Below are 12,560 nucleotides of genomic sequence, written 5' to 3'. Positions count from 1 at the left end.
GGTGGCGACCAGCACCCTGTAGGCAGCGATCTCCATGTGCTCGAACGTGTAGCCGGCCATCGACCCCTTGATGATCTCGTCGCCGACGACCAGACCGCTCAGCCCCTGGCCCATGCCCATGACCTTGCCGGCCACGTCCTTGAGCGTGGACACGTCGGTGCCGCGCCGCTTCAGGCAATCCTCAAGGGTGGCGGCCTGCAGCCGCGTCTCCTCCGCGTGGCGGGCGATGCGGGCCTTGAGCTCGGGATAGTTCTCGATGCGCCCGGCCATGCCGTCGAGCATCTTGACGGCCTGCTGCTCCATGGCATGGGCATCGCGCAGCCACTGGTCCAGGCGGTCGTCGTCGGTCTGCGACATGGGGATCCTCCATTGATGCGGGAGCAACAAGACGCCGGCGACAGGGTTCCAATCGGGGTTGCGCAGCCATCCGGAGCGCTGGGCCGCGGGCGTCGGATGTGGACCGTGGGTGTCTCGGCACGCAGGTGGGTTTCATCACGTCACCGGCCCCGAGGCTGACGGAACCCGGTTTCCGCCAGGCCATGGCCCGAGAGATGTGATCTCTCCGACCCTTCGTTCAGGCCTAAATCGGCGGGTGGCACCGCGGAGGCGGACAGATCTCGTGCTTCCGATAGGCACCGCACCTTCGACACCGCGTTTCCTTCCGGTGGCCTGCGGAGGCACGAAGTGAGCCGAATTGTTGTGGTGGGAGCGACGGGATTGGTCGGCACCAAGGTCGTCGCGCGGCTAGCCGCGCTCGGTCACGCCGTGACGGGGGTCGCCAGGTCGGTCCCCAGGACCGTCGGTGTCGTCACCTGGCAGCGGATGGATCTCGCCAAGGCCGGAGCGGCGGACTGGGACAGCGTCCTTCGTGGTGCGGAAGTGGTGGTCAACTGCGCCGGCGCGTTGCAAGACAGTCCGGCCGACGACCTCGGCGGCGTCCACACCAAAGGCCTTGCTGAGCTCGTCGCCGCCTGCCGGCGCGGCGGCGTGGCGCGCCTGATCCACTTTTCCGCCATGGGAGTCGGTGGTGAAGGCCCCACCACATTCTCCCGGAGCAAGAGCGCCGGCGACGAGGCCCTCATGGCGAGCGGCATCGACTACGTCATCCTGCGTCCCTCGGTCATCCTCGGCCATCCCGCTGGTGGAGCGAGCGCACTGATCCGGGGCCTGGCCGGCCTACCGCTGCTGCCGGTCATGCCCGAGACCGGACCGCTTCGCCCCGTCGCCCTCGATGATATCCTGGAGACGGTCCTGGCCTATATCGACCCCAGGCGGCCCGGCCGGGTCGTGCTGGACATGTCCGGCCCCGAGACCCTCTCCTTCGTCGAGCTCGTCCGGCTGAACCGGCGCTGGCTCGGACTTCCGCCTGCCCGGGAGGTGGCGGTGCCGGCCGTTCTGGCCGCCCTCGCCTACCGCTTCGGGGATGCGGCAAGCCAGCTCGGATGGCGGCCTGCCGTGCGCACCACGGCGCGCCTCGAGGTCGCCCGTGGGGCGGCGGGCGACAGCCGGGTGTGGACCGAAGCGACCGGCATCATTCCCCGGCGGATCGAGGCGGTGCTGCAGGCCAGGCCGCCGTCGGTGCAGGACCGGTGGTTCGCGCGCCTCTATATGCTCAAACCCGTGATCTTCGTCAGCCTCGTCCTGTTCTGGGTCGGCTCCGGCCTCGCCTCGCTGGGGCCGGGCTACGGCGGCGGCGTTACGATGATGAGAGAGGCCGGGACAGGATGGCTCGCGCCGCTCATCGTCGCCGGCGGCGGCATCGCGGACCTCGTGGTGGGTGTCGGAATCGCCTGGCGGCGGACCACGCGGCGGGCCCTCCAGGCGGGGATCGCTGTCACCAGCGCCTATGCGGTAGCGGGGACTGTCCTCACCCCAGCGCTCTGGCTGGACCCCCTGGCCGCACTTCTCAAGACGCTCCCGATCGTCGCGCTGATGCTCGCCGCTCTCGCCATCCTGGAGGAGAGGTCATGACCTATCTCATCCTCAAGTACCTGCACGTACTCGGCGCCATCGTACTCATCGGCACGGGAGCGGGGATCGCCTTCTTCCTGGTCATGGCCCACGCGACCGGCAAGGTGTCGCGGATAGCCGGCGTCGCCCGGATCGTGGTGACGGCGGACTTCCTGTTCACGGCCACGGCCGTGGTCGCCCAGCCGATCACAGGCGTCCTGCTGGCGCGCGAGATGGGCTACAACCTCCTCGAGGGCTGGATCGTACTCTCGATCATCCTCTACGTCGTCATCGGCCTGTTCTGGCTGCCTGTGGTGGTCATCCAGATGAGGATCCGTGACATCGCGGAAGCGGCCGAGGCCGCGGCCGCGCCGCTGCCCCCTCGTTATTACCGACTGTTCTGGACTTGGTTTGTGTTCGGGTTCCCGGCATTCGGCGCAATCCTCGCCATCCTTTGGCTGATGATCGCCCGTCCCTCCGTCGACCTGCCATGGATCAGCTGACGGCCCCGCCTATGCGTCGCGCCTCGCCGAGCCGCCGACGATCAGGGAAAGCGCCATGGCGCCGTATGCGAGGGCGATCCCGCCGGGCGTGACCACTTTCTCCCATCCAGGCGTCAGGCGCCGCGGAACCAGGGCGTAGTCCACAAGGGCCGCGAGTGCGGAAAGGGCTACTGCATCCGTCCAAAGCAGCCGGCGGGGGCCCGTCGCCCGCACGGCTTCGAACACCGCCGCCCAGAGCAAGGAGGCCGCGGAGTGGATGGCGAAACCCGCGGCGGTGTGCCTGCCGTCCACGGCAGCAGTGCGCGCGCCTGCATCTCCGTGCCACCAATGGCTGGTGCTGTTGACGACGCGGACCGGGTGTCGACCCTGCCGTCGAGCCACCAGCGCGAGAACGACCGTGGTGGACAGGCTTATCCCGGCTGCCAAGCTCAGAATGCGGCCGACCCGTCGGCCGCGCGCCGGCAAAGGGGCTGGAGCGACGGAGGCTCCGGCAGGATCAGACAAGATCATGGTCCAAGCGCTCTTTCCCCATACCAGCCCAACAACACAGGCATCCGCCGGTTCCGTCCACCGGCACTGGCGCGCTCGGCTCGCAATTTGGGGAAGCGGCCGGACGCTTCACCCGCCGTCCTCAGCGCCCCTTGAGGACGCGGCGACCATAGGAACCCTCCGAGACCCTCTGCCGTTGCCTGATCGAGCGCACGAGCGCAGTCCAGAAAGAGGTTCTCATGAAGGCAATCAATCTCCTCACACTGTTCCTGGTCATCGTCGGCGGTATCAACTGGGGCCTCGTCGGGCTGTTCCAGTTCGATCTGGTCGCCGCCATCTTCGGCGGCCAGCAGGCGACCCTCGCCCGCCTCGTCTACATTCTCGTCGGCGCCTCTGCCGCCTGGCAGATCTATCCGCTCGTCCAGGCGACCCAATCCGGAGAGGTGGCGGCCGAGCGCAACCGCATCTGAGCGAGAGCCCCTGCTTGGAGCCGCACAAGACGCGGTGAGCGGGGACCGCCGGGGCCTGGGCATTCCGTCACGGAGGCACAGGGTTCCAGAATGGTTCGATGAAGAACGGGGCCTGGCACACCAGGCCCCGTTCTTGTGATCACCTGGCAATCGAGTGGCATCAGCAAAGCCACGGCTCTCGCCTTCGCACGTTTCAGCACCCGCACGCCCGTCGCGTGAGGCCCCCGTCCGTCGGTCTAGGGCTGAAGACGAAGGTTGATGTGGCTTGCCGCCAGGGCCGCCTGCCCCATGGCGACGGTGATCTGGTCCAGGCCGGCGGCGACGTCTCCCACGGCATAGACACCGGCCGCGCTCGTCTGCTGGTGATCACCCGTCAGGATGCACCCGGACTTGTTCAATGCGACTGCGAGAGCGGAGGCCAGCGCCGACTGCGGCTCCGACCCCATGGCGGCGTAGAGGGTGTCCCACGTCCTCCCGCACCCTACCCTGGCGATACCTGCGCCGCGCCGTTCGACCTCCACGGAGGCGCGGGGCTCGATGAGCTGAACGTCGAGCCGATCAGTGAACCGCCGCAGATACTGTGCCTTGGAAGCGGCGCTCTCCGGCGGTACGAGCAGGCCGACATGCTTGCCCGCCACTTCGTACCCGTCGCAGACGGGACAATACCGGATGAGGCCGTCCCGCACGGCGTCGTCATGCCCCGCGATGGAAGGCCGCACATCGACGACCCCGGTGGCGAAAATCACCGTGCGCCCGATCACCGGCGGATGCGTGCTCGTGACGAGGAAGCCCTGGGCATGACGCTGCACCGCCAGGACATCGGCAGATAGCGGCTGCCGCCCGTAAGGCAGCAGTTGCCGCGTCAGCCGCTCCAGAAGCGCCTGACCCGATATCCCATCCGGGAAGCCCGGCATGTTGCGGATGAGCGGGATGAGTTTCGCGCGGCTGGCGCCTCGGTCCAGCACCAGCGCCGAGCGACGGAAGCGGGCAAGATAGAGGGCGGCGGTCAAACCCGCCGGCCCTCCGCCGATGATGACGCAGTCGAACAATTGCGGGGCGGCAAGTGCCATGGCTGACCTTCTGACGACATGTGCCGCGGGGCGACAGCCGACAGGTGTGGCGGACTGCCAGCCTGCTAGCGGGAGGTCGGCGGCTGGGGCGCCTTCGGCGTGCCGAAGAGCCGCGGGTCGACGGGGCCGAGGCCCTCCACCACCTCGCCGAGGGGGCTCGGCTCGCCGAGATAGACGAACTCGCCCGTTCCGTCCGGCGTCGGCCCGCTCGCCCAACGGCCTTCGCGGCTCTCGGTGCCGCCCGAGCAGTTCCAGAACTGGTAGGCGACCTCGCCCATCTCCTTCTCGCGCGGGAATGCCTGCGGCACCGGCGTGGCGTCGAGCCCTTCGGCCTCCAGTTCGGCGATGGCCGCGAGCCACTGGTTCTGGTGCATGGTGTCGCGGGCGATCAGGAAGGAGAGCATGTCGCGAATGCCGGGATCGTCGGTCAGTTCGTAGAGACGGCAGACCTGCAGCCGCCCCTGCGATTCCGCGGTAACGTTGAAGCGGAAGTCGGCGAGGAGATTGCCGGAAGCGACCGTGTAGCGGGCCGTCCAGGGATAGCCGACGCTGTCGGCGGGTACCGCGCCTCCGCCGGAGACGATGGCATGCTGGGGGTTCATGCCGGCGACGAGGACGTCCTCGAGCCGCGATCCGCCGAGAATGGCGCCGACCGCCGAGTTCTTCGCGGCCTCCTCCGCCGCCTCGACGGGCGAACTCTCCAGGAGCCGGGCGATCATGGTGGCGAGCATCTCCACATGGGCGATTTCCTCAGTGCCGATGTCGAGGATCATGTCGCGATACTTGGCCGGTGCGCGGCAATTCCAGCCCTGGAAGAGATAGGTCATCATGACGCTGATCTCGCCCCACTGGCCGCCGAGGACCTCCTGTAGCTTGCGGGCATAGACGGGGTCCGGAGCCTCCGGGCGGGCGTTATACTGGAACTGGTTGGTGCGGAAGAACATGCAGGCCTCCGTTCTGCTGTGGTCGGGGGGATGCTTGAGGGCCCGATCGCTCACAGTCTGTCGGCGATCAGGACTTGCACGACGGTCGCCGTCACGGCTTGCCGTCCGAGACACAACCGAGCGGCGCAGAGACCTGTTCCAACTCACAAATCACCTCGGCACGACCGCCAGATGGCCGAGAATCGCCGGACCTGCCGAGGCTGTCGGGGACCAGATCGGAACAAGCCACCGGTGGTCGGCGTTCGCCCGCAGACCCATGCCGAGCGCAGAACGGGCCATGCCCGTCTGAGTGCGGCCAGCCCACATCCGTCCGAACCGCGGCCGCTCCTGGAGCCTATCGTGTCCCCCCCTCTCGACTTTCACTGGCTCGAAGCCGACCTTGCCGTCGGTGGGCGCATCCCGCGCGGTGAGGTCCCGCGCCTCGCGTCCCGGCACGATATCGGTGCCGTGGTGGACCTGAGAGCCGAGACTGGCGGCGACGCCGGGCCCTTCGACGCCTGCGGCATTTCCTTCCTGCACCTGCCGACCCCCGACAGGATGGGTGTCAGCCTTGACATGCTTGAGCGCGGCGTGGACTTCGTCGAGGCGATGCGCCGCCAAGGCCGGCGCGTGCTCATCCATTGCCACTTCGGAATCGGCCGGTCGGCGACGCTCGCGCTCTGTGTCCTCGCCGCGCGCGGGGTCGAGCCGCTGGCGGCCCTCGCCCTCGCGAAGGATGCCCGGCCGGTCATCTCACCGAGCCGGGAGCAGTATGACGCCTGGTGTCATTGGCTGGTCGCCCGCGGCATCAGCGCTCCGAGCTACCACGCCTTCGGCATGGTGGCCTACCGCACGCAGGCTTCCGCCCTCTAGACGGGGGCTCCCGTCGTCGCCATCGGGACAATTCCACGCCCGGTCTCTGCGCGGGCCTTCTCCAACTCTGCGGGAAGATGACGCCCGATGCCGGCATAGCTGAAGCCGGACCGCACGGCGGTCGCGGGGTCGATGAGGTTGCGGAGGTCGACCAGGGCGGGCGAGCGCATGGTCTTGCGCAGCCGGGCGAGGTCCAGAGCGGCGAATTGCGGCCATTCCGTGAGGACCACGGCCAGGTCCGAACCCCAGCAGGCCGCATAGGGGTCGGTGCACATCTCGACGCCCGGCAGGAGACGACGGGCCTCGGCCATGCCTTTGGGGTCGTAGGCACGCACCGCGGCACCAGCCTTCAGGAGGGCGGGGGCGAGCGTCAGCGAGGCCGCCTCGCGCAGGTCATCGGTATCGGCCTTGAACGTGAGGCCAAGCAGCGTGACCGTCTTGTTAGTCAGCCCACCGGCCGCCCGAGCGATGCGATCGACCAGGCCCTGCTTGCGCCGGGTATTGGCCTCGACCGCCGCCGCGAGGATCCGCAGGGCCGCGCCAGCCCGCTGCGACGTCGTCAGCAACGCCGCGCTGTCCTTGGGGAAGCACGAGCCACCATATCCGGGTCCAGGCCGCAGCGCCCCCGGGCCGATGCGGGGGTCGAGCCCGACGCCGTGCGCCACGTCCTCGACGTCGGCGCCGACGGCCTCGCTGAGGTCGGCGATCTCGTTGATGAAGGCGATCTTGATCGCGAGCAGGGCATTGGCGGTGTATTTCACCAGCTCCGCCGATCGTCGGTCGGTGACGACCAGAGGCGCGCCCGTCGACGTCAACGGCGCATAGAGGCGCGCCATGACGTCGCGGGCCCGCGCGTCGCCCGTGCCGACGATGATCCGGTCCGGCTTCTGACAATCACCGACGGCCGTCCCTTCGCGGAGGAATTCCGGATTGGAGACCACCGCAACATCGGCGTCGGGTCGGCGGCGGCGGATCAGCGCCTCCACCTCGTCTCCGGTGCCGACCGGCACGGTCGACTTGACCGCCACGACGGTAAAGCGGCGCAGGGCGGCGGCGATCTCCACCGCGGCGGTGCGGACCTGGCCGAGATCGGCCTCGCCGCCGGCTGCCTGCGTCGGCGTGCCGACGCAGATGAAGACGACCTCCGCCTCCGCCACCGCCACCGCGGTGTCACCGACGAAATGCAACCGGTTCGCCTTGAGGCCGCGGGAGACCATCGCGTCGAGACCGGGCTCGTAGAGCGGGCAAACGCCCTGGCGCAGGCGCGCGAGCTTCTCAGCGTCCGTGTCGACACAGGTCACCACGTGTCCCTGGTGGGCAAGACAAGCCCCGGTGACGAGCCCGACGTAACCAGTACCGATGACTGCGATGCGCATGACCGCTCCTAGGCGACGGCTTGGGAAGGAGTTGCGGAAACAGAGGGCCGTGCCTCGGCCTCGAACCAGGCGATGGTGGCGCGCAGGCCGTCCTCGAGGGGCGTGGTGGGTCGCCAGCCGAGGAGGCGGCCGGCCTTGGCGATGTCGGGCTGCCGCCGGCGCGGGTCGTCGACCGGGAGGGGTCGGCGCACGATGGCGGAACGGGAGCCGGTGAGGCGCGCCACTTCGCGCGCCAGGACGTTGATCGAAATCTCGTCGGGATTGCCGAGATTGACGGGACCGGGCTGCGGCCCGTCGTGTTCCATCAGAGCGACGAGCCCGTCGAGAAGGTCGGAGACGAAGCAGAAGGAGCGCGTCTGCTCGCCGTCGCCGAAAATGGTCAGGTCTTCGCCGGCGAGCGCCTGGGAGACCATGGAGGAGACGACGCGGCCGTCGGACCCGGCCATGCGCGGCCCGTAGGTGTTGAAGATGCGGGCAATGCGCACTTCGCAGCAGCCCATCCGCTCGGTGTCGAGAGCGAGGGTCTCGGCGGCGCGCTTGCCCTCGTCGTAGCAGGCGCGGGGGCCGGTGGTGCTGACATTGCCGCGGTAATCCTCCGGCTGGGGGTGCACGGTGGGATCGCCATAAACCTCGGAGGTGGAGGCGAGCAGGAACCTGGCGCCGCAGGACTCAGCGAGTTCGAGCAGATGGCGGCTGCCGAGAATGCTCGTCAGCAGCGTGTGCACGGGCCGGGCCTGGTAGCGGGGCGGCGAGGCAGCGCAGGCGAGGTTATAGATGCGGTCGAATCCGCCGTCCCTCAGCCGGGGCGGCAGCGTTTCGCTGATGTCCGCAACGTCAAGGCGGAAATCGGGATGGGCCTCGGCCTCCGCAAGATTCCGCGCCGCTCCGGTCTGCAGGTTGTCGAGACCGACCACGGCGGCGCCGCGGGCGAGAAGCAGGTCGCAGAGATGCGAGCCGAGAAAGCCGGCGGCACCGGCGACCAGCACGCGCTGTCCGGCCAGATCGCCGCTCCCGCGGGCCGCGCCGACGGGCTTGCGGCGAAGGATCGCCGGCGGCCCCTTACGTGCCATCGCGGCCCGCAGCTCGCGCTCCAGTACCGCGGCGCGATGGGCGGGCGTGTGATCGGCGAGAAAGCGCCGGCGGGCGGCCGCGCCCAACCGGCGGTCGCGGCCGCGGGGGGCGGCGAGCAAAGCCTCCACCGCCTCGGGGCCGGCGGCGGTGACGATCTCGCGTCCCGGCTGGAATACGGTCCGCAGGCCCTCCCAGGAATCGGAGATGACCGGGGTAGCGCAGGCCGCCGCCTCGAAGAGCCGGACGCTCGGGCTGTAGCCGGCCGCCACCATGTCGGCACGGGTGAGGTTCAGCGCGTAACGGCTCGCCGCATAGAACGCGGGGTGATCGGCCGGGGCGACATGGTCGATACGCTGGACATTGGTTGGCCAGTCGATGCCGGCGGGATACTGGGCACCGGCGACGCAGAAGCTGAGGTCCGGGCGGCGCCGGGCCGGTTCGATGAGAAGCGCCTCCAGCCCCGGCTGACGGTCGACGCTGTAGGTCCCGAGATAGGAGAGGTCCCAGCGTGGCTCGAGCGCCAGCGGCCTGTAGATGTCGGGATCAGCGGAGCAGTAGAGGGCGCGCGCTGCCGGCGAGCCGAAGTCCCGTTCCAGCCGCTGCAGGACCGGACCGCCGGTGAAAGAGAAGTAGACGTCGCAGCCGGCGATCTGGTCGGGCCGCAGATAGTCGTTTTCGTCGCGGCCGAGGCGCGCCAGCGTCACCGGCGTGTCGATGTCGTAGAAGGCGATCACGCCCTCCCGGCGCTGCCGCAGCCAGTCCAGCACGCCCGCCCCTTCGGGGACGAAGGAACCGACGAGGACGGCATCGGCTGCCGCCAGCGCCGCGGAGAAGCGGCCGAGGTCGTCGCGGTCGCGATAGAAGGCGAGACGCGCATAGGTGGGTTCGCCGAGGTCGCGGTGGTCCGCATACCAGGGCTGTTCGCGCTCGAGGAAGAGCACGTCATGGCCTCGGTCGGCGAAGGCCTTGAGCAGGGCCCGGTAGGTGGTGGCGTGGCCGTTGCCCCAGGAGGAAGACAGGCTGAGGCCGAGGACGACGAGACGCAGGGGGCGATCGGTCATGCCGCGCTCCTCTGCCGCCGCTGCGCGACGGCGGCACGCAGCAGCCCGTCCGCCTCTACAGCACGCCGGGCATAGGTGTGGTCGGCGAGGACGCGGCGCTGCGCCGCTGCGCCGATGGCCCGGGCCCGCTCGGGGGTGAGGGCGGCAAGGTGGTCCGCCACGTCCGCGCCGTCACGGGCCACGAGGATCTCCTCGCCCGGCTCGAGGAACATCTCGACGCCCTCCCAGGCGTCGGTGATCAGGCAGGCGCCGGCCCCCGCCGCCTCGAAGACCCGGGTGGCCGGCGAGAACCCGACGGCGGCCATGCTGTCGCGGGCGACGTTGAGCACGGCGAGCGGCGTGACGTTGAAGGCATTGTGGTCGGCGGTGCCGACATGGCCAAGGGCGCGAACATTGGCCGGCATCGGCTTGTCGTGCCAGCCGGAGCCACCGAGGAGGAAGCGCCGTCCCGGCTGCAGCGCGGCGGCCCGCAGGAAGAACTCCTCGATGCGCGCCTCACGATCCGGAAGGCGGTTGGCGAGCAGGGCGACGTCGGCGGCAAAGCGCGGGTCGGCGGCGACGGGGTGATGCGTCGTCGGGTCGAGGGCGTTGTAGATCGGCCGGCAGGCCGGCGCCCCCAGGGATTCGTAGCCGGCGACCACCCGGGGCCCCCCGCCATAGGTGAAGACGGCGTCCAGGTGCGGCAGATGCCGCAGCAGGGGATGGTCCGGGGTCGTCCGCAGTTCGGCCAGCGTCGCCGGGGCGTCGACGTCCCAGAATAGGCGAACTGCATCTGGACGGGCCTCGGTGAAGACTCCGAGAAGCTCGGCGTCGAAGACGCCCACTCCGCTCGCCTTCACCACCACGTCGGCCTCCACGGCGCGGCCGATTACCTCGTTGCAAGCTTCGGGCGTCGCCGGATAGACCACCACTTCGGCCCAGTCGGGCGGGTCGATGTCGCGGTGGCTCTGCCGGTCGAAGGCGTCCGGCTCGTAGAAGGTGACCGCCCAGCCGCGGCCTGCCAGCTCGCGCAGCATGCCGCGGTAGTAGGTCGCCGCACCGTTCCAGTAGGCGGAGAGGAGGCTGGAGCCGTAGAACGCAATCTTCACGGGGCGACCTCCAGGGAATGATCGGCGGGGCTCCCGGCGAGCTCCCGGTAGACGGCGAGGAGTTCACCCGCACGGTGGGCGCAGGTGTGCCGGCTGCGGATGGCGGCGAGGCCCGCGGCGACGAGGGAGGCCCGCAGCGCGGGGTCCTCGCCAAGGTCGCGCAGGTGGCGGGTCATCGCCGCGCCGTCGGCGGCGACGAGAAAGTCCTCTCCCGGGCTGAACAGCCCTTCGCTGTCCTCCCAGGGGGCCGACACCAGCGGAATGCCGCAGGCGAGCGCCTCGAAGACGCGGATGGTCGGGATCCCCGGCAGCCGCTCGACGTAGAAGCGTCGCGGTACGTGCACCGTCATCAGATGACACGCATAGATCTCCGGCGCGCGCGCGTTGGCGAGCCAGCCGCGATAGCGCGCGCCCGCGCGGGCAAGCCGCTCCACCGCCTCGTCGGGGTAACGCACCCCGTAGACGTCGAGGGGGAGGCCTGCGGCCACGGCCGGCTTGAGCAGAAAGGCGTCGAGTTCGGCGGTCCGCTCGCCATCGCCCCAGTTGCCGATCCAGACGAGGCCGGCCCGGGCCCCCTCCTCCACCGGCGGGTGGAACAGGCGGATGTCCGCCGCCTCGTGCCAGACATGGACGCGCCGGCCCCAGCCCCAGCGGCGATAAACTTCCGCCAAAGCCTCTCCGAAGGCGAGGACGCCATCATAGCCGGAGAGGTCGAAGGTCCGGATCGCATCGGGGTCGCTGACCGCCCGGTGGTGGGTGTCGTGGAAGAGCAGCGTGAATCGGCCGCCGCGCCGCCGCAGCAGGCCGGCAGCGGCGACGAGAGCCGGATCGTTCCATTCGTGCACGATGACGAGGTCGGTGCCGTCGCACAGACCGCCGAGATCGTCGCCCGGCCCATAGGTCCGGCTCGTGAGTTCGGGATAGGCGGTGCGGAAGGGCGCGAGTCCCGCTTCGCCATGGTCCCGCAGCAGGTTGGCGAGGCTCCAGGAGTCCGCCGGCTCCCAGACGTCGACCTCGTGGCCGAGCGCCTGGAGTTCCCGCAGCACCCCGCGCAGAAAATGCGCGTTGCCGTGGTTCCAGCAGGAGGCGAGAGAGTGGGTGAAGTAGACGATTTTCATGCGGCGTCCTCCGCCGGGGCCACCTTGGCGGACAGAGCCTCCCGCCAGACGGCGCGGGTGCCCGCCACCATGGCGGCGAGGCCATAGCGAGCGGCCATACCGGCTGCGGCGGCGCCGTGGGCGTCGAGCCGCTGCGGATCGAAGAGCAGGCCGGCGATGGCGGCGGCGACACCGTCGGCATCGTCGGGGGAGACGAAGACCGCCGCCTCGCCCCACATTTCGCGGTGGGTCGGGATATCGGAAAGGACGAGGGCGCACCCCGCCTGGGCCGCCTCGAGCACGGCGAGGCCGAAGGGCTCGTAGAGGGCGGGTGAGGCATAGACAGGGGTAGTGGCCAGAAGGGCGGCGAGCGATGCTGGGTCCAGCGGCCCGAGCGCAACGGCGTGGCGGGGGGCGGCGGCGGTGTCGCCCATGGGCCCGACGAGAGGGCCGGCGGCCCGGAACGGCACGTCGAGCCGGGACGCGGCGGCGTCAAACGTCGCAAGGTTCTTGGCGCGGTCCCACAGCCGGCCGGCGAGCACCACCTGCCGCTGCCTCAGCGAGGGCACGAGGCCGGCTGCGGCGGCGC

13 protein-coding genes and 1 pseudogene are annotated in these 12,560 nt (G+C 69.9%); 4 read left to right on the top strand and 10 right to left on the bottom strand.

Features of this window, described 5'->3' with window-relative positions:
* A partial coding sequence (locus tag ACT6XY_RS20270) for a ferritin-like domain-containing protein (RefSeq protein WP_444750115.1) occupies positions 1 to 357 on the bottom strand: 357 nt, incomplete at its 3' end.
* 327 nt (positions 358 to 684) lie between these two features.
* On the opposite strand from ACT6XY_RS20270, the gene ACT6XY_RS20265 reads away from it, so the two are divergent.
* Together ACT6XY_RS20265 and ACT6XY_RS20260 are read left to right on the top strand one after the other, a co-directional pair.
* A complete protein-coding gene (locus tag ACT6XY_RS20265; RefSeq protein WP_444750114.1) occupies positions 685 to 1,971 on the top strand; it encodes an SDR family oxidoreductase in 1,287 nt (428 codons plus the stop codon).
* The gene (locus tag ACT6XY_RS20260) at positions 1,968 to 2,453 is read left to right on the top strand and encodes a DUF2269 family protein (protein WP_444750113.1); all 486 of its coding nucleotides are present in this window, start codon (positions 1,968 to 1,970) and stop codon (positions 2,451 to 2,453) included. The genes ACT6XY_RS20265 and ACT6XY_RS20260 overlap by 4 nt, the downstream gene beginning before the upstream one ends.
* A 9-nt stretch (positions 2,454 to 2,462) precedes the next feature.
* Here the strand turns inward: ACT6XY_RS20260 and ACT6XY_RS20255 are convergent, their stop codons facing one another.
* Positions 2,463 to 2,963, bottom strand: coding sequence for a hypothetical protein (locus ACT6XY_RS20255; RefSeq protein ID WP_444750112.1), 501 nt, complete (start codon positions 2,961 to 2,963; stop codon positions 2,463 to 2,465).
* Positions 2,964 to 3,181: 218 nt separating this feature from the next.
* Between ACT6XY_RS20255 and ACT6XY_RS20250 the strand changes: the two genes are divergently transcribed.
* Positions 3,182 to 3,412, top strand: a complete 231-nt coding sequence (locus ACT6XY_RS20250; protein ID WP_444750111.1) for a DUF378 domain-containing protein — start codon at positions 3,182 to 3,184, stop codon at positions 3,410 to 3,412.
* A 236-nt stretch (positions 3,413 to 3,648) separates the two neighbouring features.
* Here the strand turns inward: ACT6XY_RS20250 and ACT6XY_RS20245 are convergent, their stop codons facing one another.
* Both ACT6XY_RS20245 and ACT6XY_RS20240 read right to left on the bottom strand, forming a co-directional pair.
* Entirely contained in the window at positions 3,649 to 4,482 is an 834-nt protein-coding gene (locus ACT6XY_RS20245; protein WP_444750110.1) for an NAD(P)/FAD-dependent oxidoreductase, read from the bottom strand.
* A 65-nt stretch (positions 4,483 to 4,547) separates the two neighbouring features.
* Positions 4,548 to 5,426 carry a manganese catalase family protein gene (locus ACT6XY_RS20240; RefSeq protein ID WP_444750109.1) on the bottom strand — a complete coding sequence of 293 codons (879 nt, stop codon included), beginning with the start codon at positions 5,424 to 5,426 and terminating at the stop codon, positions 4,548 to 4,550.
* 339 nt (positions 5,427 to 5,765) lie between these two features.
* Here ACT6XY_RS20240 and ACT6XY_RS20235 point away from each other — a divergent pair, with 339 nt between their 5' ends.
* Positions 5,766 to 6,278: a protein-tyrosine phosphatase family protein gene (locus ACT6XY_RS20235; RefSeq protein WP_444750108.1), complete on the top strand. Its 513-nt coding sequence runs from the start codon at positions 5,766 to 5,768 to the stop codon at positions 6,276 to 6,278.
* Here the strand turns inward: ACT6XY_RS20235 and ACT6XY_RS20230 are convergent.
* The 6 genes and pseudogenes from ACT6XY_RS20230 to ACT6XY_RS20205 form a co-directional block, all read right to left on the bottom strand.
* Positions 6,275 to 7,654 (bottom strand): UDP-glucose dehydrogenase family protein, encoded by a 1,380-nt coding sequence (locus tag ACT6XY_RS20230; protein WP_444750107.1) that lies wholly within the window; start codon positions 7,652 to 7,654, stop codon positions 6,275 to 6,277. The genes ACT6XY_RS20235 and ACT6XY_RS20230 overlap by 4 nt on opposite strands.
* A gap of 8 nt (positions 7,655 to 7,662) precedes the next feature.
* The gene (locus tag ACT6XY_RS20225; RefSeq protein ID WP_444750116.1) at positions 7,663 to 8,655 is read right to left on the bottom strand and encodes a UDP-glucuronic acid decarboxylase family protein; all 993 of its coding nucleotides are present in this window, start codon (positions 8,653 to 8,655) and stop codon (positions 7,663 to 7,665) included.
* Between the two features lie 51 nt (positions 8,656 to 8,706).
* Positions 8,707 to 9,786, bottom strand: a pseudogene (locus tag ACT6XY_RS20220) (CgeB family protein); the annotation flags it as partial.
* Complete coding sequence (locus ACT6XY_RS20215; RefSeq protein WP_444750106.1) at positions 9,783 to 10,874, bottom strand: CgeB family protein; 1,092 nt, start codon at positions 10,872 to 10,874, stop codon at positions 9,783 to 9,785. The gene ACT6XY_RS20215 and the pseudogene ACT6XY_RS20220, both read right to left, overlap by 4 nt.
* Positions 10,871 to 11,992 (bottom strand): CgeB family protein, encoded by a 1,122-nt coding sequence (locus ACT6XY_RS20210; RefSeq protein ID WP_444750105.1) that lies wholly within the window; start codon positions 11,990 to 11,992, stop codon positions 10,871 to 10,873. Before ACT6XY_RS20210 ends, ACT6XY_RS20215 begins: the two co-directional genes overlap by 4 nt.
* Positions 11,989 to 12,560: glycosyltransferase (locus ACT6XY_RS20205; RefSeq protein WP_444750104.1), on the bottom strand; the 572-nt coding region annotated here is incomplete at its 5' end. The genes ACT6XY_RS20205 and ACT6XY_RS20210, both read right to left, overlap by 4 nt.

Source organism: Phreatobacter sp. (assembly GCF_052440005.1).
Taxonomy (GTDB): domain Bacteria; phylum Pseudomonadota; class Alphaproteobacteria; order Rhizobiales; family Phreatobacteraceae; genus Phreatobacter.
The sequence above is the reverse complement of the archived record's forward strand: the minus strand, read 5'-3'. Positions and strand labels throughout refer to the sequence as shown.

What these genes read in the sequence shown, in the direction of transcription:
- ACT6XY_RS20250 (WP_444750111.1), top strand. Translation starts at nt 3,182, where the DNA reads ATGAAGGCAATCAATCTCCTCACACTGTTCCTGGTCATCGTCGGCGGT.
- ACT6XY_RS20255 (WP_444750112.1), bottom strand. Translation starts at nt 2,963, where the DNA reads ATGATCTTGTCTGATCCTGCCGGAGCCTCCGTCGCTCCAGCCCCTTTG.
- ACT6XY_RS20210 (WP_444750105.1), bottom strand. Translation starts at nt 11,992, where the DNA reads ATGAAAATCGTCTACTTCACCCACTCTCTCGCCTCCTGCTGGAACCAC.
- ACT6XY_RS20260 (WP_444750113.1), top strand. Translation starts at nt 1,968, where the DNA reads ATGACCTATCTCATCCTCAAGTACCTGCACGTACTCGGCGCCATCGTA.
- ACT6XY_RS20245 (WP_444750110.1), bottom strand. Translation starts at nt 4,482, where the DNA reads ATGGCACTTGCCGCCCCGCAATTGTTCGACTGCGTCATCATCGGCGGA.
- ACT6XY_RS20240 (WP_444750109.1), bottom strand. Translation starts at nt 5,426, where the DNA reads ATGTTCTTCCGCACCAACCAGTTCCAGTATAACGCCCGCCCGGAGGCT.
- ACT6XY_RS20230 (WP_444750107.1), bottom strand. Translation starts at nt 7,654, where the DNA reads ATGCGCATCGCAGTCATCGGTACTGGTTACGTCGGGCTCGTCACCGGG.